Annotated in this window: 18 protein-coding genes and 1 tRNA gene; 7 read left to right on the forward strand and 12 right to left on the reverse strand. The window is 65.1% G+C overall.

What is annotated here, in order from left to right; genetic code table 11:
• Window positions 1-15: 15 nt before the first annotated feature.
• Window positions 16-879, forward strand: a complete 864-nt coding sequence (gene htpX, locus JX552_RS05010; protein ID WP_205876364.1) for a zinc metalloprotease HtpX — start codon at window positions 16-18, stop codon at window positions 877-879.
• Window positions 880-898: 19 nt separating this feature from the next.
• On the opposite strand, the gene JX552_RS05015 is transcribed toward htpX, so the two are convergent.
• The gene (locus JX552_RS05015; protein WP_205876365.1) at window positions 899-2,428 is read right to left on the reverse strand and encodes a SulP family inorganic anion transporter; all 1,530 of its coding nucleotides are present in this window, start codon (window positions 2,426-2,428) and stop codon (window positions 899-901) included.
• 252 nt (window positions 2,429-2,680) lie between these two features.
• A complete protein-coding gene (locus tag JX552_RS05020) occupies window positions 2,681-3,706 on the reverse strand; it encodes an NAD(P)H-dependent glycerol-3-phosphate dehydrogenase (protein WP_205876366.1) in 1,026 nt (341 codons plus the stop codon).
• Between the two features lie 126 nt (window positions 3,707-3,832).
• Between JX552_RS05020 and JX552_RS05025 the strand changes: the two genes are divergently transcribed.
• Complete coding sequence (locus JX552_RS05025) at window positions 3,833-5,209, forward strand: trypsin-like peptidase domain-containing protein (RefSeq protein ID WP_241010884.1); 1,377 nt, start codon at window positions 3,833-3,835, stop codon at window positions 5,207-5,209.
• Here the strand turns inward: JX552_RS05025 and JX552_RS05030 are convergent.
• Together JX552_RS05030 and JX552_RS05035 are read right to left on the reverse strand one after the other, a co-directional pair.
• A complete protein-coding gene (locus JX552_RS05030; protein WP_205876367.1) occupies window positions 5,206-6,711 on the reverse strand; it encodes a flavin-containing monooxygenase in 1,506 nt (501 codons plus the stop codon). The two genes, JX552_RS05025 and JX552_RS05030, sit on opposite strands and share 4 nt — an antisense overlap.
• A 178-nt stretch (window positions 6,712-6,889) precedes the next feature.
• Window positions 6,890-7,381, reverse strand: coding sequence for a YajQ family cyclic di-GMP-binding protein (locus JX552_RS05035; protein ID WP_205876368.1), 492 nt, complete (start codon window positions 7,379-7,381; stop codon window positions 6,890-6,892).
• A gap of 68 nt (window positions 7,382-7,449) precedes the next feature.
• Here JX552_RS05035 and JX552_RS05040 point away from each other — a divergent pair.
• Window positions 7,450-7,533 (forward strand) — tRNA-Tyr (locus tag JX552_RS05040).
• 101 nt (window positions 7,534-7,634) lie between these two features.
• On the opposite strand, the gene JX552_RS05045 is transcribed toward JX552_RS05040, so the two are convergent.
• The 3 genes from JX552_RS05045 to JX552_RS05055 are packed head-to-tail and all read right to left on the reverse strand — an operon-like array spanning window position 7,635 to window position 10,865.
• Window positions 7,635-8,531 (reverse strand): glycosyltransferase, encoded by an 897-nt coding sequence (locus JX552_RS05045; protein ID WP_205876369.1) that lies wholly within the window; start codon window positions 8,529-8,531, stop codon window positions 7,635-7,637.
• Between the two features lie 28 nt (window positions 8,532-8,559).
• Window positions 8,560-9,312, reverse strand: a complete 753-nt coding sequence (gene uppS / locus JX552_RS05050) for a polyprenyl diphosphate synthase (protein WP_277396037.1) — start codon at window positions 9,310-9,312, stop codon at window positions 8,560-8,562.
• Window positions 9,309-10,865 (reverse strand): MFS transporter, encoded by a 1,557-nt coding sequence (locus JX552_RS05055; protein WP_205876370.1) that lies wholly within the window; start codon window positions 10,863-10,865, stop codon window positions 9,309-9,311. The genes uppS and JX552_RS05055 overlap by 4 nt, the downstream gene beginning before the upstream one ends.
• An 844-nt stretch (window positions 10,866-11,709) precedes the next feature.
• On the opposite strand from JX552_RS05055, the gene JX552_RS05060 reads away from it, so the two are divergent.
• Window positions 11,710-13,527 (forward strand): AMP-dependent synthetase/ligase, encoded by a 1,818-nt coding sequence (locus tag JX552_RS05060; RefSeq protein ID WP_205876371.1) that lies wholly within the window; start codon window positions 11,710-11,712, stop codon window positions 13,525-13,527.
• A gap of 375 nt (window positions 13,528-13,902) precedes the next feature.
• On the opposite strand, the gene JX552_RS05065 is transcribed toward JX552_RS05060, so the two are convergent.
• Window positions 13,903-14,835 carry an LLM class F420-dependent oxidoreductase gene (locus tag JX552_RS05065; protein WP_205876372.1) on the reverse strand — a complete coding sequence of 311 codons (933 nt, stop codon included), beginning with the start codon at window positions 14,833-14,835 and terminating at the stop codon, window positions 13,903-13,905.
• 51 nt (window positions 14,836-14,886) lie between these two features.
• On the reverse strand, window positions 14,887-15,864 hold the full coding sequence (locus tag JX552_RS05070; protein WP_205876373.1) for a YihY/virulence factor BrkB family protein: 978 nt from the start codon (window positions 15,862-15,864) through the stop codon (window positions 14,887-14,889).
• A gap of 130 nt (window positions 15,865-15,994) precedes the next feature.
• On the opposite strand from JX552_RS05070, the gene JX552_RS05075 reads away from it, so the two are divergent.
• Window positions 15,995-18,106, forward strand: a complete 2,112-nt coding sequence (locus JX552_RS05075) for a catalase (RefSeq protein WP_205876374.1) — start codon at window positions 15,995-15,997, stop codon at window positions 18,104-18,106.
• A 2-nt stretch (window positions 18,107-18,108) separates the two neighbouring features.
• On the opposite strand, the gene JX552_RS05080 is transcribed toward JX552_RS05075, so the two are convergent.
• Window positions 18,109-19,689, reverse strand: a complete 1,581-nt coding sequence (locus JX552_RS05080; RefSeq protein ID WP_205876375.1) for a long-chain-fatty-acid--CoA ligase — start codon at window positions 19,687-19,689, stop codon at window positions 18,109-18,111.
• Window positions 19,690-19,784: 95 nt separating this feature from the next.
• Complete coding sequence (locus JX552_RS05085) at window positions 19,785-20,588, reverse strand: mycofactocin-coupled SDR family oxidoreductase (RefSeq protein WP_205876376.1); 804 nt, start codon at window positions 20,586-20,588, stop codon at window positions 19,785-19,787.
• Between the two features lie 388 nt (window positions 20,589-20,976).
• Between JX552_RS05085 and JX552_RS05090 the strand changes: the two genes are divergently transcribed.
• Together JX552_RS05090 and JX552_RS05095 are read left to right on the forward strand one after the other, a co-directional pair.
• Complete coding sequence (locus JX552_RS05090; protein ID WP_205876377.1) at window positions 20,977-21,936, forward strand: DNA polymerase domain-containing protein; 960 nt, start codon at window positions 20,977-20,979, stop codon at window positions 21,934-21,936.
• Window positions 21,937-22,177: 241 nt separating this feature from the next.
• Window positions 22,178-23,119: a carbohydrate kinase family protein gene (locus JX552_RS05095; RefSeq protein ID WP_205876378.1), complete on the forward strand. Its 942-nt coding sequence runs from the start codon at window positions 22,178-22,180 to the stop codon at window positions 23,117-23,119.
• On the opposite strand, the gene JX552_RS05100 is transcribed toward JX552_RS05095, so the two are convergent.
• Window positions 23,098-24,441 carry a hypothetical protein gene (locus JX552_RS05100; RefSeq protein ID WP_205876379.1) on the reverse strand — a complete coding sequence of 448 codons (1,344 nt, stop codon included), beginning with the start codon at window positions 24,439-24,441 and terminating at the stop codon, window positions 23,098-23,100. The two genes, JX552_RS05095 and JX552_RS05100, sit on opposite strands and share 22 nt — an antisense overlap.
• Between the last annotated feature and the right edge of the window lie 44 nt (window positions 24,442-24,485).

Genomic DNA, 24,485 nt, shown 5'->3' on the forward strand with positions numbered 1-24,485 from the left:
TAGGAGGACACACCCATGACCTGGCATCCGCATGCCAACAGGCTGAAGACATTCCTGCTGTTGGTCGGTATGTCCGCGATGATCGTGTTCGTCGGCGCGCTGTTCGGAAGAACCGCTCTGCTCCTGGCGACCCTGTTCGCCGTCGGGATCAACGTCTACACCTACTACAACAGCGACAAGCTGGCACTGCGGGCCATGCACGCCGTACCGGTATCGGAGTTGCAGTACCCCGCCATGTACCGGATCGTGCGCGAGTTGGCCACCGCCGCCCACCAGCCCATGCCGCGGCTGTTCATCAGCGACACTAACGCGCCGAACGCATTCGCCACCGGTCGCAATCCCCGCAATGCCGCGGTCTGTTGCACCACCGGCATTCTGCAGATCCTCAACGAGCGCGAGCTGCGCGCCGTTCTGGGGCATGAGCTCTCGCATGTCTACAACCGCGACATTTTGATCTCCTGTGTGGCAGGCGCGCTCGCCTCGGTGGTCACCGCCCTGGCCAACATGGCTATGTGGTTCGGCGCTTTCGGTGGCAACCGCGAGGGTGGAGTCAACCCCTTTGCGATGCTGCTGGTTTCGTTGCTCGGACCAATCGCCGCGACGGTCGTGCGGCTGGCGGTGTCGCGATCTCGGGAGTACCAGGCCGACGAGTCAGGGGCGATGCTGACCGGCGACCCGCTCGCCCTGGCGTCCGCGTTGCGCAAGATCTCCGGCGGCGTGCAGATGGCCCCGTTGCCGCCCGAGCCGCAGCTGGCCAGCCAGGCCCACTTGATGATCGCCAACCCGTTCCGGGCCGGTGAGCGCATCGGGTCGCTGTTCTCGACGCACCCGCCGATCGAAGACCGGATCCGCCGGTTGGAGCAGATGGCGCGCGGCTGACTGAGCGATGACGGGCTGACTAGGCCGCCGCTTCGGGCGCTTCGGTTCTGACCAGCGACACCATGGGTGTGCGTGGTGGGTGCCCACGCTCGAGCAGCCCGTCGATGTGAACGGTTCCGCCGGCGGACTGATGTTGGTGCTGCCAGTCGGTAATCGATTGGTGGGCAGCGTGATCGAGGTAGGTGACGGCGATGTGCAGGGTGACCGTGGCGCCGTGGGGCACCTCGGCCAGCACGCGGGTCAGGCGCGGCAGGCTGAGGAAGGTGCACGCGCCTTCGATCCGTACTCGCCACTCATCGCCGTCGGCAATAGCTTCGACCTTGGCCCGGATCACGCGCCATCCGGTCATCGCGATGGCCAGGGCCAGCCCGATCAGGACGCCGTGCAGCAGGTTGAGGAAGACGACGGCGACGATGGTTACCAGGTAGATGGCGAAATCGCCGGTTTTGACCGCGGTTTCGATGTGCGCGGGCTGCAGCAGCTGAATTCCGATCACGATCAGCAGCCCGGCCAGCGCGGCGCTGGGGATCTGTTCGATCAGGCCCGCGAAGGGCAGGGCGAACAGCAGGATCCAGAATCCGTGCAGGATTGTCGAGGCGCTGGTCTTGGCGCCGGCCTTGATATTTGCCGAGCTGCGCACGATCACACCGGCGATAGGGAGCCCACCGATGGCGCCCGAGACGATGTTGGAGGCGCCCTGCCCGATCAACTCGCGGTCGAGATTGGTGCGCGGCCCAGTGTGCATGCGGTCGGTGGCGACCGCCGTCAACAGGCTCTGCACGCTGGTGATCAGTGTGACGGTGACGATGCCGACCACCACCGCTCCCCAATTTCCGTGCGGTATCGCCGGCAACTGCAAGGCGTCGATCACCGAGCCTTGCAACGCGATACGCGAAACGGTGAACGGGAACACCACCGAGATGGCCGTCACGACCACGATGGCGACCAGCGGGCCGGGAACGGCGGCCAGCTTGGCCGGGGCCCAGCGCCAGGCGACCATGATCGCAATCACCAGCAGGCCGAGGAAAAGGCCGGGCCGGTGCGCTCCCAGAATCTGGGCGGGCAGCTCAATCACGTTGACCCAGGCCGAGCTATGCGACTCCCCGCCCAGCAGCACATGGGTCTGCTGCAGCGCGATGGTGATCCCGATGCCGGCCAGCATCGCATGCACCACCACGGGGGAAATCGCAAGCGCCGCACGCGCAACGCGGCTGAGTCCCAACAGAACCTGCATGAGGCCCGCCGCCGCGGTAATGAAGCATGTTATGCCCCAGCCGAATTCGGCAATCAAGTCCGCGACGATCACGGTCAGGCCGGCAGCCGGGCCGCTCACCTGTAGGGGCGATCCGCCCAGTGCTCCGCCGATGATGCCGCCGACGATCGCGGCGATCAGGCCGGCCAGTACCGGCGCATCCGAGGCGATCGCAATGCCCAACGACAAAGGCAGTGCCACCAGGAAGACCACCAGCGAGGCCGGCAGGTCGTGTCTGATCACCGCCCGCAATCGGTCGGTTCGCGACTCGTAGGCGATCTGTTCGATCTGTCGCATCGGAGCTCCCTCGTCTGATGTAGCGGGGGACCTTGCGACATCCGCCCCGTATCGCGATGTATAACGCGGCCGTAACGCCTTGACGTACAAGACAAAACGGGCAGTCCCGAGACGGCGATGTTTCGGGCGTCCCGCTTGACGACCTTCGTTGACGGTATGGGGGGCGGCTGGCACCGGCAACCGGACGCGCTGGGTGCATAGCGAACGCAAATTTTGCGTTAGCCGCTTCCTGATGCGGGAATAGACGCGGGATCAGAACCCGGAGCCGTGCACCTCGTGTCCGGGTTCCTCGGCGGCCAGGCCGCTGTAGGCCTGCTCAACGGTGGAGCCGTGGTTGATCACGGCATCGACCTCGCGCGCGATCGGCATGTTCAACCCGAACTCGTCGGCGAACTCCATGATCACGCTGGCGGCCTTGACGCCCTCGGCCACCTGATTCATCGACGCGATGATCTCGTCGATGGGCTTGCCGGCGCCCAGTTGCTCACCGACGTGGCGATTTCGGCTGCGCTGGCTGGTGCACGTGACGATCAGGTCGCCCAGACCGGCCAGGCCGGGGAAGGTCTCGGCGTTGCCGCCCATCGCCACCCCGAGCTTGGTCATCTCGCGGAGTGCTCGGGCGATCACCAGGGCCCGGGTGTTCTCGCCGATGCCCAGCGAGTAGCCCATCCCTACCGCGATGGCGAAGACGTTCTTGAGCGCACCCGCCATCTCCACGCCGATCACGTCATCGGTCGTGTAGACGCGGAAACGCCGGGTGCGGAACATGTGCGACAGCCGGGTGGCCAGGTGTTGGTCCGGCATGGCCAGCACCGCGGCCGCGGCATACCCCTCGGCCACCTCACGAGCGATGTTCGGTCCGGCCAGGATGCCGGCCGGATGCCCGGGCAGGATCTCCTCGATGATCTGCGACATCCGCATGTTGGTGCCCTGCTCGAGGCCCTTGACCAGGGAGACCACCGGCACCCAGGGTCGCAGTTCCTTGGCCAACTCGGTCAGCACCCCGCGGAAGCCGTGGGACGGCACACCCATGACCAGAACGTCGGCGCAGTTGGCGGCTTCGGCGAAGTCGGTGGTGGCGCGCAGTGAGTTACTCAGCGCCACCTCGTTGCCGAGGTAGCGGCTGTTGCGGTGGTTTTCGTTGATGTCGTTGGCCGTCTCCTCCGAGCGCACCCACTGCAGTGTCGGCCCGCGGCGCGCGCAGATCGAGGCCACGGTGGTGCCCCAGGATCCGCCACCGAGGACAACGACGTTGGGTTCGCGCTTCTCAGCTGCCATGAAGCCAGCCTATTGCGGTCATCGAGGAATACCAACGACCCACGGGCAGAGGACTTCGGGCCCTTCCGGGCGAGCTGCCGGCACCGGGATGGTGAAGGAGTGACCTTATGCCGAGCGTTGCTCGCCGTGGCTGTGCTCGTCGTGTCGATGCTGTGGCCGGCGGGTGCGGTGGCCGATGGTGGCCGACCGCAGGCCAACGCGGAACAGGCGGCCGCAGCACGGATTCGGCCGGCCGTCATGTTCCTCAGCGCCGAGGCGTACGGCATGGTCAGGTTGCCCGACGGTAAGACGCTGTCGTTCTTCGGTGAAGGGTCCAACGCCCCGTTCGTCGCAACCTGGAACTGCACCGGATTCGTGGTCAACCCCGACGGTTGGATCGCCACGGCCGGCCACTGCGCCGATCCGGATACGGCGAAAGAACAGATACTCAAGCGGGCCGTCGGTGAATACCAGGCTCAATACCCGGATGCTTCGGTCGGTCAGGACCCGCTGGCGATTTTGGAGTATCTGGCCAAGAACGCGCGGGTGGAAGGCACCCTGCCGGGCCAGGGGCCACAGGTCAACCTCACGCTGATCTATGGCACCGGGACGAAGATCGCCGAGAAGATGCCCGCCACCGTCGTGGACTTCAAGCCGCTCGGCAAGGGCGACGTGGCCCTGCTGAAGGTCGACAAACACAATCTGCCGTCGTCCGAACTCGGCACCGATTCGGACGTCAGCATCGGTACCCCGGTGTTGGCGGTCGGCTACGCCGAGCCCACCGCGCGGCTTACCGGCCGGTCGCTCGACCCGACCAACAAGAGCGGCAAAGTGAGCAAGAAGTCGAACGTCAAGTCGAGCCCGGTATACGAGATCGATGCCGCGGTGGCCGAGGGAATGAGCGGGGGTCCGACCGTCGACCTCAGCGGAAAGGTGATCGGTGTCAACAGCTTCGGACCCGCCGGTGAACCGCAGCCATTCAACTTCATCACGCCCGCGGACACGCTCGCCACGATGCTGGCGGCCAAGGCTGTGAAAGCCACGCTCGGCCCTGCCGACCGGGCGTATCGCCAGGGACTCGGTCATTACTACGAGGGCCGCTACAGCGATGCGATCAAGGACTTCGACCTGGCCCTCACGCTGTCGCCCGACTACCCCGGCGCCGCGGATCTGAAGACCAGCGCGGCCAATCTACGGCAGCAGTACGGGGACGCCTCAGTGTTCCAACGGTCAAACCTGTTGTGGTACTTCGCCGCTGGTGTCCTGCTGGTACTGCTGGTCAGCGGCTGGGTCGGTCTTCTGGTAGTCCGGAGCCGGCGGCAAAGTCGCGCCGAAGAAGAACCCGCCGAACCGCCCTCGGACGACGAGCATGTCACGGACGGCGCGGTGCGACCGCTGGGGCTTGTCCCTCCGCTGGCAACGGGCGAACCGCACTTCTGCGCCAACTGCGGCGCGCAGCATCACCATGCCGAGAAGTTCTGCCCCAACTGTGGCAAGAAGATTCCGCTCGGGGCCTCCGCTTAACCGGCCAGCGAGGCCCGGTCGGCGGCCCGGCCGAACACCATCGCCTCGTCGATCCGGTCGAACCGGTAGTCGATCGCGTCGGCGAAGTAGTTCTGCCGCACGTTCCACGGCCGCTTGGTACCCGACTTCGGCAGTGCGTGCAGTGCTCGTTTGACGTATCCCGCCTGAATGTCCCAGGCCGGTTTCTCGGTCATCGGCTGGTCGCCGAGATGCGGGCTGGCGTGGGTGTAGCCGTGCTCGGCCATGTAGGCCAGCAGCTTGGCGGTCGCTCGCGCGGTCATGTCGGCCCGCAGCGTCCAGGACGCGTTCGTGTACCCGACGCACCAGAACAGGTTGGGCACGTCTTCGAGCATGTGGGCCTTGTAGACGAAACGGTCCCGAGGGTTGATCTCGACGCCGTCGATACTGATCGTGGCCCCGCCGAGGGCCTGCAGTCGCAGGCCGGTGGCGGTGACGATGACGTCAGCGTCGAGATGCCGCCCGGATTTCAGGGCGATGCCGGTCGCGTCGAAACGGTCGATGTGGTCGGTGACCACCTCGGCACGCCCTCCGGCGACGGCTTCGTAGAGGTCGGCGTCCGGGATCAGGCACAGCCGCTGATCCCACGGGTTGTACCGGGGCTTGAAGTGCGTGTCGACGTCGTAGCCCTCCGGCAGGCTCTGCACCGCCTTGCGCCGCAGCAGCCACTTGATCAGCGGCGGGGTCTTGCGGGACAAGAACCACAGCACCCCTTCCATCAGAGCGTTGTAGAACCGAATGGTCAGGTGAGCGATCCTGCGGGGCAACAACTTTCGGCTGAGCCAGGCAACCTTGCTGTACTTTGACGACGAGATCAGGTACGTCGGCGACCGTTGCAGCATGATCACCTTGCCGGCCTTTTCGGCCATGGCGGGGATGAGCGTCACGGCGGTGGCGCCGCTGCCGATCACCACGACCGTCTTGCCGGTGTAGTCCAGGTCCGCCGGCCAGTGCTGCGGATGGACGACGGTGCCGCCGAACTGCTCGATGCCGGGGAAGTCGGGGGTGTAGCCCGCGTCGTAGTTGTAATAGCCGCTGCCGAAGAACACGAAGCGGCTGCGGCACCGTTTGGTGACGCCGTTCTGTTCGAAGGTGACTGTCCAGGTGTCGGTGGCGGAATCCCAGTCGGCGCTGCGCACGTAGCTGTGGAACTGGATGTGCTTGTCGAGGCCGTACTTGCGGGCCATGTTGGTGAGGTACTCGCGGATGTGGTCACCGTCGGCGACGCCTTCTTCCCGGGTCCAGGGCTCGAACGGGAAGCTGAGCGTGAAGATGCTGCTGTCCGAGCGCACCCCCGGATACCGGAACAGGTCCCAGGTGCCACCGATTCGCTCGCGCCGCTCCAGGATCGTGTAGCTCAGCCCCGGGTTGCGCTGCAGGATGCGGTAGGCCGCTCCAAGGCCGGAGATGCCGGCGCCGACGATGAGAACGTCGACGTAATCCGTCGGGGCGGGTGTGGGGGTCTGGTGGGGCGTCACGGTCATCGTGAACCTCGCTTGCGTCCGGGGATTTCTGGGGACCAGCCTAGGCACCCACCGGTTGGTGGGCCAGGGACCTTCGGCCCCCTCACTTGGCGGTTGAGCCTGCGGTGACGGCGACGACACGCCGTGCGGGATTGCCCTCAGCGCAGGATCACCAGCGGCGCCGCAGGCTCGGCGTCGGCTACCGGTAGTTCACGAACTGCAACGCCACATCGAGATCGGCCTGTTTGAGCATCGAGATGACCGCCTGTAGGTCGTCGCGTTTCTTGCTGGTGACGCGGACCTCGTCGCCCTGGATCTGGGTCTTGACGGTCTTGGGCCCCTCGTCGCGGATCAGTTTGGTGATCTTCTTGGCGTTCTCGCTGGTGATGCCCTGTTTGAGGGTGCCGGTCAGCTTGTAGGTTTTGCCGGACGCCTGCGGTTCTCCGGCCTCGAAGGACTTCAGCGAGATGTCGCGGCGAATCAGTTTCTCCCTGAACACATCGAGTGCGGCCTTGACCCGCTCCTCGGTGGACGAAGTGAGCTCGATGCCTTCCTCGCCCTTCCACGCGATCTTGGTGTCGGTCCCGCGGAAGTCGAAGCGCGTCGACAGTTCCTTGGCGGCCTGGTTCAGTGCGTTGTCGACTTCCTGCCGGTCGATCTTGCTGACGATGTCGAACGATGAGTCGGCCATGCGCTGCGTCCCTTCTTCAGTGCTCCCCGTTTGTGAACTGTCTACCCGGTCGTTGTACCCTGCTAGGCGGCAGGTTGCCCGAGCGGCCAATGGGAGCGGACTGTAAATCCGTCGCGAAAGCTTCACAGGTTCGAATCCTGTACCTGCCACCACAGTCGAGAGCGCGTGCACAGCGCGCAGCGGTAGGACCCGCTTACCGTCGCTGAGCAGCAGCGCGGGCGCTCTGGCTCGGGACAGTCGAGCAGTTAGGCCGTCAAACGCCGCCGGTGAGGCCCAAGCCGACGCTCGGGCTCTTGGCCTTCTTCGCTTTGGCCGCGACCCGTGCTGCCCACGCCTGCAGTAGCCGGCCTTGCCAGCCCTTGGCCCGCAACGCGTCGGCGTGAATAGAGGTTGCCTCAAGCGCCTCGACGACTTTCCAGGTTTGTGTGGTCGTGGCCCGCGGCCTCGACCAGGAGAGGAAGACGCTCCCTGTCGTGGCGTCGCAGAGATAGGCGCAAATAGTTTGCTCGATCTCGACAGCGAAACCCTCGGCCTGGCTCATCGAGAGGTAGCGACGTGCGAAATCGATCGAAAAGAGACGGAACCCCGACACGAAATCGCGCATTCGCAGACCGGCCAAGCGGCACGCAAGGTCGCACGACAACAGCAACTCCACTCGGTAGGCAGCCGAACGAAATGCCGCCGCGTAACTGGCGTACCGGTCACCCACGATCAAGACCGGGCCGCTCGCTCGGTTGGCGTCGACGCGACGGTACGCGTCGACGAGCAGGCAGGCGTCGGACGGACGCTGATCCAGATCGCAGTCGCATTGCACGACGTACTGGATGCCCGCTTTGCCCACCAGTTCTCGCAAGCCGGCACGGATGGCGCCCGTCTTGCCGATATTGTGCTCAAGTCTGATCAGCTGCTGGCACCCGGGAATGTCCTCCGCGGTGAACCTCAGCCCGCTTCCGTCGTCGACCACCACCACATGGCCCACGACTTGGCTGAGCTGAATCGTCGTCTCGCTGAGCCGCTGAAGAAGTTGGTCGTCGGTGCCGCCCGACGAACCCCTGGCGAACGGGATCAGCGCCGCCCCGGCACGATCGGGAGTTCGGCGGAAACTGCGGGTCTCATGCTGGGCCGCGGACACGCCGCGTGAATCGGTCAAGGCGACTCCCATTGGTGTGCGCGTCAGGCTAGATGGCTTGCAGTTCTGAGGTGTCCCCATTCGGCGCCGGGCGTCCTCCCCATTTGCGTTCACGCCGGCTGTAGTCGGCGAACGCCTTCTCTAGATGTTGTCGGCTGAAGTCGGGCCACAGCACGTCTAGGAAGAGCAGTTCGGAGTAGGACGATTGCCAGAGGAAGCAATTGGACAGGCGCCGTTCGCCACCAGTGCGAATTATGAGGTCGGGGTCCTGTAGTTCAGGCGCGTAGAGCAATTTCTGAAATGCTTCTTCACCGCCACCGGTGTATCGTTCGGCCGCCTCAAGTATTTCTTGTCGGCCACCGTAGTTGAATCCGACGAACAAAGTCATGCGGGAATTGTGTGCCGTGGTGGCTTCGGCTTGGTCGATCGCGTCAAGCACCGCCTGTGGCAGCTGGCGACGTGATCCGAGTATCCGCAACCGGATGCCGTGGGGTTCCAGCAGTTCCGCAGTGTGAGCGACGTGATAGGCAAACACCCGCATAATGCCTTCGAGCTCGGTCGCGGGTCTGGTCCAGTTCTCGGTGGAAAAGCAGTACACGGTCAGTTGCTCGACTCCCAGTTCGCAAGCGTCGATGACTCGCGGAGCAACAAGCGCCGCTCCGGCCGCGTGACCGTCCTCAATCGAAATGCCCCGCGCCCGAGCCCAGCGACCATTGCCATCGGGCATGATCGCCAGATTTCGGGGCACTTTGTCCGCCGTTGAATCAGTAAGCCGATCGTTGAGCCAATGTATGTGCGTCACAATGCTTGCCGTATTCCTTCCGCTGGTGCTGCCGGTCGACGTTGCGATGCGGGTTCGGCATTTCCGGGCAGCACGATCGCTACAACGACCGCGAGTGCAACCGCCACACCGGCGCACGCCAGACAGCTGGCCCATACGGCGTCGAGGAAAGCGGACTCGACCACACCGCGCACCAGCCGTCCAGTTCCCGCAGGCAGCTGCCCGAGCACCTTTTCGGCCTCCGCCATCGACCCTCGGAGCGATGCCCGCACGTCGGGTGAAATGTCCGCAGCTGTCGTGCGGTCATTGAGCCGATGGGAGTAAACCGACGCGTACACGCTCCCGATCAGCGCAACGCCCAAGGTCCCCCCTACCTGCCGGGTGGCGCCGGCCACCGCCGATTCCACCCCGGCGGTGGCCGGGCTCAGCGAGCCCATGATCGCTTCCGTCGCCGGCGCCATGGTGAATCCACATCCGGCGCCAAGCATCGCCATCGTCGCGCCGATCTCCAGATACGGGGTGGCAGCGTTGAACGTGCCTGACCACGCGATCGCCGCGGCATACACCACTAGACCTGCGGTGATCACGAAGGTCGTGCCCCAGCGTTGCGCCAGACGCGGCGCCGCCACACTCGCCGCGGCCACCGAGACCGCCAGCGGCAGAAGCCGAACCCCCGTCTGTAACGGGGTGTAGGTCGTTACGAACTGCAGATAGTGCGTCATCACGAAGACGAAACCGCACAGCGTCAGGTAGCACGTCGTGACGGCGATGCTGCCCCCTGCGAACCTTCGATCGGCGAATATCGACAGGTCCAACATGGGAAAGGGGGAGCGTCGTTCTTGCCGGAGAAACGCGGCGAGCAGGACTGCGGCCAAAGCGAAACCGGTAAAGGTTCGTCCGCTGAGCCACCCCGCGCCGGGCCCTTCGATGAGCGTGAAGGTCAAGACAGCGAGACCTGCTGCGGAAAGCAGGAGCCCCCAGAGATCGATCGATGTGCGAACGGGATTTCGCGAGGTCGGCACGAACAGCGTCGCACCAGCGATCGCTACTAAAGCGATAGGGACATTGAGCCAGAAGACCGACCCCACCGAAACCGACTCAATAAGCCAGCCACCGGCAATTGGTCCGACGACGATGCCAATACCCGTCATCGCCGCCCAGACCCCGATCGCCCTGGCGCGTCGCGCGCCATCAAACATGTTGGAGATCAACGCCAGCGAGGTCGGATAGATGATGGCCGCGCCGATCCCCATCGCCGCCCGCGCCGCAATCAGACTCGCGGCCGAATCCGCGCACGCCGCCATCACCGATGTCACGGCCACGATTGCCAATCCGATATTGAGCCAGCCGCGCCGGCCATACCGATCGCCGAGGTTGCCTGCCGATAACAGCAATGCCGCCGTGGTCAGCGAATAGGCGTCGACGATCCACTGCAGTTCGGCGTTGCTCGCGCCGAGCCGGCGCGACAACGTGGGCAACGCGACATTCACGATCGTCAAGTCAAGACTGATAACGAAGATGCCGAGGCACGTGACAGCGAGCGCGACGCCTGGACGAAAAGCCTTGGCGCTCATTGCCAGTGCTCGGAACTTGCCGGGTGCGCCGTGGCGGTCACATTTATGCAGCGCGGCCCGCGGATGGGACCGACGACCTGCAACGGTATGAGCCACGCTGAAGCCCGTGCGTCCTTCATCATCACATCCCTCACCCCGCCCAGGAGTTGCTCCATGGCGTTGCGCGCTGGCGATACATCTTTATGCCCGGGTTGTCCCGATAACCACGTGGTGGAAGCATCGTGGCACAGAACGCGGCCAATTGCAGCCCTCCAGTTCTGGAAAACTGAGTTTCTGCCGGAGCTGTGTCGAATGCTGATGTGCGGAATCGCAGAAAAGAAACCTGGCAGCGTCCATAACAGTTGCCGCCGCTGGACCAGGCCGGATCCGTTGATGTATGTGATTTGATCTCGTTGTTTATAGAGTCGGCTTGGTCCAATGCGCGTTCGGCCGGCGCTACCCGGTGATGTCAGAATTACAAAAGCGGTGGAGTTTCTAGCGTTTGAATTCCATATCCGCACCGCCAAGAGGGGCATGTCGCGCATCCCGATATGGGTGACATCCGCCATCGTGAAGGCATCGTCGGCCCACTCGATGTAACCGGTGCCGCGGGGGTAGGAGAGTGCCGGGTGGACCTCTTGCGGTGACCCCCGTCGCTCATGCGCTGGGTGAGCTTCGGTCGCACCGCTCAAGCGAGCCGCGGTGGTCGTGGCCACGGCGACACCGGATAGATCCGGTCGCCGCTCGCCCGAGATGCTCGCCGTTTAGTCTTGGTGACTCAGTATCGGATTCGCGGCTGAAAGATTCTCTGGAAATGCATGGCGCAACTCTCATACTTCCTAGTGAGAGGGGTAAACAAGGAGGAATGACAGTGTCGTCAGTAACCGCAGAGCCCAAGACGTCAACGAACTTGGCTTCGATGTTCTTCGATCGAGTGGGCGCGTCTGCCGGCAAGGAGTCGTTTCGGTACCTGCGCGACGGCCGTTGGGTGTCGGTGACGTGGCAGGAGACCGCCAACCGTGTGCAGGAACTGGCCGCGGCACTGCTCGCGTCCGGCATCGAATCAGAACAACGCGTCGCCATCATGTCGGGGACCCGGTACGAGTGGATCCTGGCCGACCTTGCCGTGATGTGTGCCGGTGCGGCGACGACGACGGTCTATCCCAGTACCCATGCCGCGGATGCCACCTATATCGTGGCCGACTCCGGGTCGCAGCTCGTCTTCGCCGAAGATGCCGCACAAGTCGCCAAGCTCGCCGGCAATCGCGACGAGCTGCCGGACGTCCGGCTGGTCGTGGTCTTCGACGGCGAGGGTCACGGCGATTGGGTCATCACCTTCGATGAATTCGCCCGCCGCGGAGCCGCTTACTTACAGGAACACCCGACGTCCGTCGCCGATGCTGCAGCCACCGTCACCAGCGAGTCGTTGGCCACCCTGATCTACACATCGGGAACCACCGGGCGCCCCAAAGGGGTTCGGCTCGCTCACCGGTCGTGGACATCGGCGGCGGAGTTCATCCGCAACGAACAACTCCTCGGCGAGGACGACCTGCACGTGCTCTGGTTGCCGCTCGCTCACTCGTTCGGCAAGGTGCTGCTCGCCAGTCAGCTTGCGTGTGGGTTCGTTAGCGCGGTCGACGGGCGGGTCGACAAGATCGTCGAGAACATGGGCGCCGTGAAACCGACGTTCATGGCCGCCGTGCCCCGCATCTTCGAGAAGGCGCACGCCAAGATCGTGATGACGAGCCAAGGTGCAGGCGGCATCAAGGCCCGCCTGTTCGACCAGGCGTTCCGGGTCGGCCTGGACGTCAGCCGCCGGCGCCGCGACGGCAAACCGGTGCCGCTGTCGCTGCGGCTGCAGCAGCAGCTGTTCGACCGTCTGGTGTTCAGCAAGGTCCGCGAGGTTTTCGGCGGCCGGCTGCGGTTCTTCGTCTCAGGGTCCGCCCCGCTCAACCGCGAGATCGCGGAGTGGTTCCTGGCCGCCGGGGTGCTGGTGCTGGAGGGCTACGGGCTGACCGAGTCCGCGGGCGCCGGGTTCATCAACCGTCCCGACAACTACAAGCTGGGCACTGTCGGGTTGCCGTTCGACGGCACCGGCGTGCGCATCGGTGACAACGGCGAGGTGCAGCTTTACGGTCCCTTGGTGATGACGGGCTACCACCACCTGCCCGACAAGACCGAAGAGGCGATGACGAAAGACGGATGGCTTCGCACCGGTGACCGCGGCAGCCTCGATGCCGACGGGTTCCTCACCATCACCGGCCGCATCAAGGAGCTGTTCAAGACGTCCGGCGGCAAGTATGTCGCGCCGCCGGCCATCGAAGCGAAGTTCATGGCGTTGTGCCCCTATGCCAGCCAATTCATCGTGTTCGGGGAGGCCCGCAATTATTGCGTCGCGCTGATCGCCCTCGACGGCGACGCGCTGACGAAATGGGCTCAGGAGCAAGGTATTTCGGAGACATCGTTTGCCGAGCTCACCCGCAACGCCCAGGTCCGCGAGATGGTCGACGGCTACGTGCAGCAGCTCAACAGTGAGCTGAACCGCTGGGAGACCATCAAGAAGTGGGAGCTGATCGACCACGAATTATCGGTCGACACAGGCGAACTCACGCCGTCGCTGAAGTTGAAGCGGGCGGTGGTCGAGCAGAACAACAAGCAGACCATCGACGGGTTCTACACCTGACCCAGTTCGGGTTAGTGGCCGTCGGTGGGGCCGTCCGGGAGGTCGGCTGCGCACTGCTGCCCGCGCGCAATGACGACAGCGCCTTCGTCCGCGTCTCGGGGGTCTCTGTGGGGCCTTCCCAGCCGTCGATCAGGTCCAGCACACGTTGTGGCTCGGTCTGGGCTGCAGCCAACACGGCACCGCTCCGGTGTCCACGGCGCCTGCGGCCGGTAGCTCTGCGGGCAAGCCCTGGCTTACCTCCGCAGCCACTCGGTCCAGGTCTGGCTTCAACCGTGCCAGCGCATCAAGGTCAGCCCGCAAGATCTGCCCCGGCATACCCAGACCGAGCAAGACGGCACGTGACGGCGCGAATGAGCGGCTGGAGTTCAGGCTAGATCACCGCAGCTGCGGCATCACGTCACTCGCCAGCAGCTCCAAATGTGCCAGGTCCGACATGTCGAGCAGCTGCGCGTACACCCGCTGCACACCTAATTCACCCCACGGCCCCAGCTTGTCGACGATCTCGGCCGGGGTGCCGACCAGCGGACTGTTGGAGCGCATCTCGTCGACCTCCCGGCCGATCACCGCTGCGCGTCGCGCCACTTCGGCGTCGTCGCGGCCGGCGCATAGTACGAAGGCACTGGAGTAGACGATCGAGTCGGCGGCGCGGCCGGCCGAGGCCACCGCGTCGGCTACCCGCTCGAATTGCCGACGCACCACGTCGATCGGCGCGAACGGCACGTTGAATTCGGCCGCGTACTGGGCCGCCAGCGCGGGCGTGCGTTTGGCTCCGGTGCCGCCGATCACGATCGGCGGGTGCGGGCTCTGCGCCGGTTTGGGCAGCCCCGGTGAGTCGGTGATCGTGTAGTGCTCTCCCTCGTAGTCGAACGTGTCGCCCGCCGGTGTGGTCCACAGCCCGGTGATGACGGCCAGCTGCTCGGTGAGCCGGTCGAACCGTTCGCGCACCGACGGGAACGGTATCCCGTACGCCTTATGCTCCGATTCGAACCAGCCGCTGCCTAAGCCGAATTCCACACGGCCACCGCTCATTTCGTCGACCTGGGCCACCGCGATCGCCAGCGGCCCGGGATAGCGGAACGTCGCGGACGTCACCAGCGTGCCCAGCCGGACGCGTGATGTTTCACGCGCGATGGCGCCCAGCGTCACCCAGGAGTCGGTGGGTCCCGGTCCGCCATCGCCGCTCATGGCCAGGTAGTGATCCGAGCGGAAGAACGCGTCGAAGCCGAGGTCTTCGCTGGCTCGCGCGACAGCCAACTGGTCGGCGTAGGTGGCGCCTTGCTGTGGTTCGACGAAAGCGCGGAAGTCCATGGGTTCCTTCGGTAACGGATTGCACCGCAACGTGATAGCGGCACGGGAGATTCAGGATACGCCAGTGGTCTTGCGGTCGGAATCGTCGAACCTGACGCTGACGCGCTGAAACCCTTTGACGCGTTCGGCTTTGGCCCTCTTGGCGTACGTCTTGCGGTCGGCCGGCGTGAGGTCCGCATCGTCGGTGAATGGGGTGAGCAATGAACGCGGGTGCAGCCCTTCGACCAGAACCACGTTGATCTCGGCGCACAACACCAGCGTGGACGACACCAGGAACAAGAACGCCAACATCCCCAGCACCAGCGCGAAAACACTGTTGGTCGCGCTGGACGACTTCACCACATGTCCGATGTAGCCGGCGCCGAAGGATTGCAGAATCTGCCAGACGATGGCCGCCGCGATCGCTCCCGGCAACACCTGCCGGTAAGTGAGTTCCCGCGCCGTGGTCACCCGGAACGCCACCAGGCAGATCCCCGCATTGATGGCGACCGCGACCAGCGTGACACCCACCCTGCCCAAGGGCCCCAACGTGCCTGTCACGTGAGCGATTGCCGACAGCAGGGTGGTCGCGATGATTGCCGAACCAAGGACCAACAACAACACCAGGCTGCGCGCCCTTGACCGGAACGGGTCGGGGCGCTCGTGCCGCGGCACCGCCCACACCGAATCCATCGCGTTCTGCAGCGCCTGTCCGACACCCAAGCCGCCGTAGAGCGCGCCGAAAATGCCGACCGCCACCGCACCGGCTCCGCCGCTGAGTCCCTCCGGTTGACGTAACTGGCTGCCGATCACCGGGAACTGACTCAACGCGCTCTGTAGCACTTCGGCCTGCAGGTCAGGCCTACCGGCCAACAGCACCCCGAGGCCGGTGGTCAACAACAACAACAACGGAAACAGCGAGACAAACGCGTAGTAGGTGATCAGCGCGGCCAGATAGCCGCCCTGGTCGTCAAGGTATTTGTAGATCACCGCGATGGTCACACCCACGGTGCGATTGCGTTGCTGCAATCTGTCCAGCCAGCCGACCATCGCCGCTCACTTCACACTCACCAATGAAACACCGTGTGAAATACCCGAAACCGCGAAACGTCAATCTCTGCTTAGGGCGTCGAGTTCGGGGTACCCGCCGGAATCCACGACCCAGCATTTTGGAGTAGCCATGCCGCCGCGCCGTCAACCCGACCAGACCGCCCCGAAGCAAACGAGCCCTACCGGCAACACCAACGGAGAGGCCGCGGATTTCGATGTGCGCGCTCAGGGCGGCAAATACCTGACCACCGCCCAAGGCCTGCGCCTCCCGGATACCGACCACTCGTTGAAAGCCGGCAACCGCGGGCCCAGTCTGCTCGAGGATTTTCATCTGCGCGAGAAGATCACCCACTTCGACCATGAGCGCATTCCCGAGCGCGTCGTGCATGCCCGCGGTGCGGCCGCCCATGGTGTCTTCGAGTCCTACGGAACCGCGGCCTCGGTCACCAGGGCCGGGTTCCTGGCGCGTAAAGGCAAGAAGACTGCGGTGTTCTGCCGATTCTCCACGGTGCTGGGCTCGCGGGGATCGGCCGACACCGTCCGTGACACCCGAGGATTCGCCGTCAAGTTCTACACCGACGAAGGCAATTTCGATTTGGTGGGCAACAACATTCCGGTCTTTTTCATCCAGGACGGCATCAAGTTCCCCGACGTCGTCCATGCGGCGAAGCCTCACCCCGACCGCGAGATCCCGCAGGCCCAGTCCGCACACGACACGTTCTGGGATTTCGTCTCGTTGCATACCGAAGCCACTCATCACGTGTTCTGGAACATGAGCGATCGCGGCATCCCGCGTTCCTATCGCACGATGGAGGGATTCGGCGTCCACACCTTCCGCCTGGTGAACAAGAAGGGCAAGACAAGCCTGGTCAAGTTTCACTGGAAGCCGGTGGCCGGTGTGCATTCCCAGGTGTGGGAAGAGGCGCAGATTGCGGCCGGCGTCGATCCCGACTTCCACCGCCGGGACATGGCCGATGGCATCGAAGCGGGTGCTCCCCTCGAATACGAGCTCGGCATTCAGATCATGCCGGACGACGGCACCGACAGCTTCCAGGGCATCGATCTGCTGGACCCGACCAAGATGGTGCCGGAGGAGATGGTGCCGGTGCAGCTGATCGGCAAGCTGACGCTCAACGCCAATCCGACAAACTACTTCGCCGAAACCGAGCAGGTCGCGTTCCATCTCGGCAACCTGGTGCCCGGCATCGAACCGACCAACGACCCACTGCTGCAGGCCCGCCTCTTCTCGTACCTCGACACCCAACTGACCCGGCTCGGTGGTCCCAACTTCACCCAGCTGCCGATCAACCGGCCGCACTGCCCGGTCAACGACATGCTGCGCGACGGCATGCACCAGACCGCAATTCACACCGGCCAGGCGCCATACCGCCCTAACAGCATTGACGACGGGGAACCGTTGGTGGCCGGTGCCGACGAAGGCGGATACGTACAGACACCGCGCCAGGTGCAGGGTCCGACGGTGCGGGAGAATCCGTCCTCGTTCCAGGATCATTTCACCCAGCCGGCGATGTTCTACCGGAGCCTGACCGCCGTCGAGCAGGCGCACATCATCGAGGCGTTCACGTTCGAACTGGGCAAGTGCTACGAGCAGTCCATCAAGGAACGCCAGCTCGAAGTTCTGGCCAACGTCGACGCTGAGCTGTGCCAGCAGGTGGCTATCGGGCTCGGCCTACCGGCGCCCAAGGGCAACCCGCCGAAAGACGTTCTGGTGTCGCCGGCTTTGTCGCAAGTCGTCGAAACGCCCGGTCCCATCGACGGCCGCAAGATCGGCATCATCGCCGGAGCAGATTCCGATCTCGGCGGCGTCGCCAAACTCGTCGAGGCCGTCCTGGGGCTCAACGCGACACCCTTGGTGACCGCACCGGTCGGTGGCGTCCTGAAGTCCGGCCGCCGCAGCGTGATCGTCGAACGGACCCTGCTGACCACGCGGTCCGTCGAGTTCGACGCCGTGGTGGTTGCCGCCGGCACGAAACCCGCCCATGATCTCAAACTGGTGCTGTTGCTGCAGGAGGCATTTCGGCATTGCAAGCCGATCGCCGCGTGGGGTGACGGCACAGCCGCGCTGACCGCCGCGGGGATCCCGCTCGACGCGCCCGGCGTACTGGTCGCCGACAAGGTGGACCGCAAATTCACCGCCGCGCTCGCCAAAGCCGTTGGTCTGCACCGGGTGTGGGAGCGGGCCGTCGACGTGATGGCTTCCGAGGTGGCGCCGGCGCGCTGACTTCACACGGTCGCGCGGTCGCGGCCCTCCCAGTAGGGCTTGCGCAGTTCCTTCTTGAGGATCTTGCCGGTCGGGTTGCGCGGCAGTTCGTCGGCGAAATCAATGGACTTCGGGCACTTGTAGGCTGCCAACCGTTCACGTGCGAAGGCGATGATCTCCTCCGCGGTGGCCTCACCCTCGAGCGAGACGACGGCTTTGACCACCTCGCCCCACTTCTCGTCGGGCACGCCGATCACCGCGACCTCCACGACCGCCGGGTGTTCGGCCAATACCTGTTCCACCTCGATCGAGTAGATGTTCTCTCCGCCCGAGATGATCATGTCCTTGAGCCGGTCCTCGACGAAGATGTATCCACCGTCGTCGACACGGCCGATATCGCCGGTGCGGAACCAGCCGTCCTCGGTGATCGACTCGGCCGTCGCCTCTGGCCTGTTGTGGTAACCCTTCATCAATTGCGGAGAGCGGAACCACAATTCGCCTTGTCCGCCGGCCGGCACGTCTTCGAGCGTGTACGGGTCGACGACGCGTACCTCCGCGCCGGGTACCACCGTTCCCGCGCTGGTCAGTCGTTCCGGACGATCCTCCGCTCGGTGGGCATCGGGAAGCAGTTGACTGATCGCGCCACACAGTTCGGTCAGGCCATACACCTGGACGAAGTCGGTGTCGGGCCACGCTTTCAGAGCGGCCCGCAGCAGCGGCAGCGGCATCGGTGAGGCGCCGTAGGCATACGTCTTCAGCGCGCCGAACAACTTCACGGCATCCTCGCCGGACTCGAGCACTTTGGCCAACACCGCCGGCACCAGGAATGTTCTGTTGGCGCCCTTGAGGATTGCCCCGGCCAGCGTCATGCCGTCGACATCGCGCGTCATCACGGTGGCTATGCCCTCGTGAATGCCGACCTGCATGTAGGACGATCCGCCGACATGGAACAACGGCATGGACACCATGTTCTTGTCACCCGGGTCGAACTCGAAGCCCTGGCCTGCGTTGAGGGTGTGGGCGATCATGTTCGCCTGCGTCAGCTGCACCCCCTTGGGGCGCCCGGTGGTGCCCGAGGAGTACATGATGATGCACACGTCGTCGGGTTGGACATCGTCGGACCTACCCACCGGTGTCGCTCCGGCCAGCAACGCCTCGTACTCGTCGCCATCGCCGCCTTCGGGCGTCACCGTGATGATGTGCTCAAGATTGACCAGATCGCCACGGATCTTGTCGATGCCCGGCTTGAGCTCCGCGCCGACGATCAGCACCTTGGCGCCCGAATCGTTGAGGACATAGTCGAGTTCGTCGGCCGCGAGGCGGAAGTTGATGATCGCGTTGGCCGCGCCCAGCGATGCGGCGGCAATGGTCAGCTCGACACATGCGGGATGGTTCTTGTCCAGGAACGCCACCACGTCGCCGCGCTTGATGCCGAACGCGGACAGCGCCCCGGCCAATCGGCGCACCCTGTCATTCCACTGCGCCCAGGTCCAGTTCCGATTGAGGTAGTCGATGGCCTCGTCGTCAGGCTTGGTCGCGGCCCAGTGGGCGAGCCGGTCATCCAGAAAGCGTCGGTGAAAACGTGGGTCTGCTAGGTCAGGCATGCCTGCAGCCTGCCATGTCCGGTGCCGTGTCGGAAGTACATCTGGTGGCGACCCGCAGCGCCCGGCTGTGCCACGCTCGCGATCGCCACAGGCCATCAATGCATGCGGGCGCTGCCGCCCAGTCCTACCTCGAGGACGCTGCCGGTGATGACCCCGCGGTCGGTGACCAGGTACACGACGCCCCGGCTGACGTCGTCGGGCCGCAGCCATGGTTGGGGTATCGGGTTGGCCCTCATCATGCGGCGCACCAGATCGTCGGGCACGTCATCGGCGCCGGCGGGCTGCACCATCGGCGTCTGCGTGGTGGTCGGGCAGATGACGTTGATGGTGATGCCCTCTTTGGCGACCTCGAGAGCCGCCGATTTGGCGAGCCCGATGATGCCCCACTTGGTGGCGTTGTACGCGGCGAGATCGGGGATGCCCATCCGGCCGCCCATCGACGACGTCACCACGATCCTGCCGAAACGTTGCCGCCGCATCACCGGAATGGCGGCCCGCAGGGTGTGAAAGACACCGGTCAGGTTGGTGTCGACGAGTTGTTGCCATACCTGGTCGCTGACCTGGTCCAGCGGCCCGGTGCTGACGATGCCGGCGTTGGCCACGACGATGTCGAGGCTGCCCAGGTCGGAAACTGTCTGCTCAACGGCAGCGACGACCTGCGACGAGTCCCGGACGTCGGCGGCCATCGGCAGGCAACGCCGTCCCAACTCCTCGACGAGGTTTGCAGTCTCGTGCAGATCGTCCACGGTGCCAAGCGGATACGTGAGATCGGTCATGGCGCCCGGCGCGTCGACGGCGACGATGTCCGCACCTTCGGCGGCCAGCGCCAACGCGTGCGCGCGGCCTTGCCCCCGGGCTCCTCCGGTGATCAATGCAACCCGGCCATCCAAAGCACCCACAGTCCAGACGTTAGCTCCTGACCGCGAAACCGATAGCGGCGGGAGTTCTCGGAGTCAGCGGCGATGCCAGGGCGGACGCGGGTTGGGGATGCAGACGCCTCGCACGCAGCCCAGGACGCCCCGAACAGGTGGGGGGGTGGCTCTGGGTGGTGGCTGGCATCCGGCCGGAGGACAGGGCGGATCGCCTGGGCCGTAGTCCGCTTGGGCCGGCGGCGCGGCCAGCAACGAACCCGCGGTCAGCGCCGCTGCGACGAACATCTTGGCTGCGATCATTTGACTCTGCCCTCGAAAGAACTGCATTGCCCTCGAACGAAGTGCATGCAAGTTCAACGATAACGCGCGCCGCGCAGTTCGAAACCGGTCGAGAGCCAGCGCATAGGCTTTGCATATGAGCGCGGGGGAGCAGCGCGGGGGAGTCAATCTGACCAACCTGGATCAGCCGTTGAGTCCCGAGGCCGACGCCACCAAGCGCGACCTGGTGGACTACCTAGACGCGGTGGCCGAGCGGATGCTGCCCGGACTCGCCGGCCGGCCCCTCACCGTTGTTCGGGCGTTGCGCGGGCGGGCTCCTTTCATGCAGAAGAACGTCCCTAAATACACCCCGGAGTGGGTGCGAACGGTTGCCATCTGGGCGGAGTCATCCCACCGCGAAGTGCATTACCCCGTGTGTGACGACCGACGGACTTTGCTCTGGCTGGCCAATCAGCGCGCGGTCGAATACCACCCCGCGCTGGGGTTGGCCGACAACATCTATCGGCCGACACACCTGGTGCTCGATCTCGATCCGCCCGGCGATGGCGATTTCGCGGCGGTGGTCACGGTGGCCCGGCTGGTGCGGCAGGCGCTGCATGACAGCGGCCTTGGTGGTGCGGTCAAGACCAGCGGCGCCAAAGGCATCCATGTGTTCGTGCCGATCGACGATCGCGCACCCGTCGACGATGTCGCGGCGGCCACGCGTGCGCTGGCCGCCCGCGCCGAGGCGCTCGACCCTGATTCGGCGACAACGGCTTTCATCGTGGATGACCGCGGAGGCAAGGTCTTCGTCGACGCCACGCGCGCCGGGGGCGCCACGGTCGCCGCCGCCTACAGCCCCCGGTTGCGTCCGGGCACTCCCGTGTCCTTCCCGCTGGACTGGTCGGACCTGGATCGGGTGAACCCCGCCGATTTTACGGTGCACACGGCGATCGACGCCCTGGCCGGGCGCGATCCCTGGGCCGAATCGATGCCTCAGCCGCAACGGTTGCCGAGCGACCTCATTGAGCAGGGCCGCGCCATTCCCGTCGCTCGGGTCGCGGCGATGCACGAGGGAAAGCGGCGCGCCCGGGCGCGCCGAGCTGGGCAGGAGTGATCGCGGCTCGCGAAACCTCAACGAAGTCAAGGAGGTTCACACCGGTGTCAGCATCCTAATCTGCGTCGGCGATATCCGGCGACCAGCGCGTCGCCGATCCCCTGCGAGGTGCCCGTGATGATGCGACCTGTTCATCCGTGGAGGAAGTTCCTTCCTCGTCTGGTGTCGTCGTCAACAACCATTAGGCTCCGGGGGATTGCGGCCCCCTGACCGGCCGGTCCTGCAGCAGCGGAGGGAAGGCATGACGAGCCCAGTCGACATCGCCGTCGTCGGCGTGCACGTTCTCGATACCCACGTCCTCGGGGTCACCTCGATTCCCGACGGTTCCGAGGGACAGCTGGTCGAGACCATCAAGATCTCCCCGGCCGGCACGGCGGGCGGCACGGCCGTTGTCTTGAGTCGCCTGGGCGCCCGGGTCCGCTCCTACGGAGCCGTCGGGGCCGACGCACTCGGCGACACCCTGCTGGGGTTGCTCAAAGCCAGAGGCGTCGACATCGGCGGCATCGCGCGCACAACGGTCAGTCAGACCTCGGCGTCGGTCATCCCGGTGCGTCCCAACGGCGACCGCCCAGCCTGGCATTGTCCGGGCGCCAACGCCGCACTCACTCTCGACATGCTCGATCTCGACGACATCGCCCGCGGGGCGCACCTGCATGTGGGCGGACCGGAATTTCTCGGTGGAGCGGCCGCCGCGACCCTGCTCCGTCGGGCCAAAGACAGCGGGCTGACGACGTCGGTCGACATCCTCGCCGGCGGCAACCCCGGCTTGCTGGCATGGATCGCCGACGCGCTGCCTTACACCGACTACCTGCTGCCCAACGACGAACAGGTGCTCGGTTTCACCGGCGCGGCCGATCTGGAGGCCGGGGCGAAATCCCTGCTGGAAGCCGGCGCCGGCTGCGTCGCGGTGACCAGAGGGGGCGAGGGCGCACTCGTCGTCACACCCGAGGCAACGGTCGCGGTGCCCGCGTACGCGGTCGACGTCGTCGACACCACCGGCTGCGGTGACGCGTTCTCGGCGGGCTTCATTCTCGGTCGCGCGTTCGGACGTGACCTGGTCGAGTCGGCCCGGTTGGGATGCGCGACCGCCGCACAGGTTGCGGGGGGAGTGGGTACCGACGCGGGGTCCTACGACCTGGCCTCGGTGGACGCCTTCATGACTCAGAACCAGGGGCCCGGGTAGCGGCCGTCGGTGTCGCGCACGAGCAGGATCTCCCGGCAGTCGCCCTTCTGCTGCGGGGTGGTTTCGCCGCCGCATACTAGGGTCCAGCCGGATATGCGCCCGAACGGCCGGTCGGTCCAGTTCGTGGCGACGGGGTTGGTTTCGGGAAGTGCGAGCACGGAATGCGTGCCGGCGGAGTTGGTGACGTACAGGTGGTCGCCGAAGAAGGCAAGTTTCGAAATCGGTTGCTTCTTGGCGTCATCGCGGGCCGTGAGCAGATCCCAATGCTGGGTGCGCAGGTTCCACACGCCGTAGCCGAACTGGGAACCGGCCGAGTCACGCCCGTCGACGAATAGCTTTCCGTCCGACAGGGTCGCGGTCAGTCCACCACCCGAAATGCGATCTGTGTCACCGAATTTGACGAGAGCCCGCGACGCCAGGTCGTAGAACGTGGTCGACATCACTGGCGGACTGTGCGAATCCCAGTGCGTAATCTGCACGAGTTTGTCTGGGCCGTAGGACAATTCAGTGTCCACAGTGGCCACGTCGTTGTCCTGGTAGACGGGTTCCCCGGTGGGTAGCCGCAATTCGGCACCCACCGGGCCGCCGGGCGCCGAAATGCGCTGGAAAGAAAGCACGTCCTGCCAGACCCGGGCCTGCTGCGAATCGTCCCAGCGAGTGGCCAGGTCGGTATTGGACAGAATCGTGGTCTTCGGGGGTGACGATGTCCCCCGTAGGTCGGCGAAAGCGTTGATCCACGCCACGCCGGTGGTGGTCGGCGCCAGTCGCCAGTCCTTGGCCGCGCCGAGTTTGAGTTCTGGTGTGGGTGCGAGCACCTCCCTGGTGGCCAGCGGCTGGCTCGACTTCAGATCGAACAAGTAGGCAGTGGCCCTGGTGGTTTCCGGCGCAGGAGCCGGCTGGGTCGTGGCCACGATGTAGACGACTTTCATGTCGTCGACGTTGTTGGACAGCGCGCACATCGCACCGGTGACCGTCTCGCCGGCGGCGACCATCGGCACCGCCGGCATGATCAGATCCGCGGTCTTCGGATCGAGGACCTTCGGCCGGATGTCTTCGAGCGCCGATTTGCTGACCGAGAACTCGGTCGGACAGCCGAAGTAGACGGTATCGCCGTACGCTTTCCAATCCTTGGCCAGCGGGCTGACATGCGGCGGCTGCGGCGCGACCGTATTGGCTGGCGGCGTGACCGTGGTGTGCGTGGTTTGCGCCGCCGGCGGCGTCACGGTCGCTGACGTGGAGCACGCGGCCATCCCGAGGCAGGCCGGTAGCGTCATCAGCGCAACGATGCGGCTGGAGGTGAACAGCCTGGTAATCACCCTCATCAGCGTTCCCCCCGCTAAGTCATGTGTCCTTTGAAGCCTAAAGG

The organism is Mycobacterium gordonae (genome assembly GCF_017086405.1).
GTDB lineage: Bacteria > Actinomycetota > Actinomycetes > Mycobacteriales > Mycobacteriaceae > Mycobacterium > Mycobacterium gordonae_D.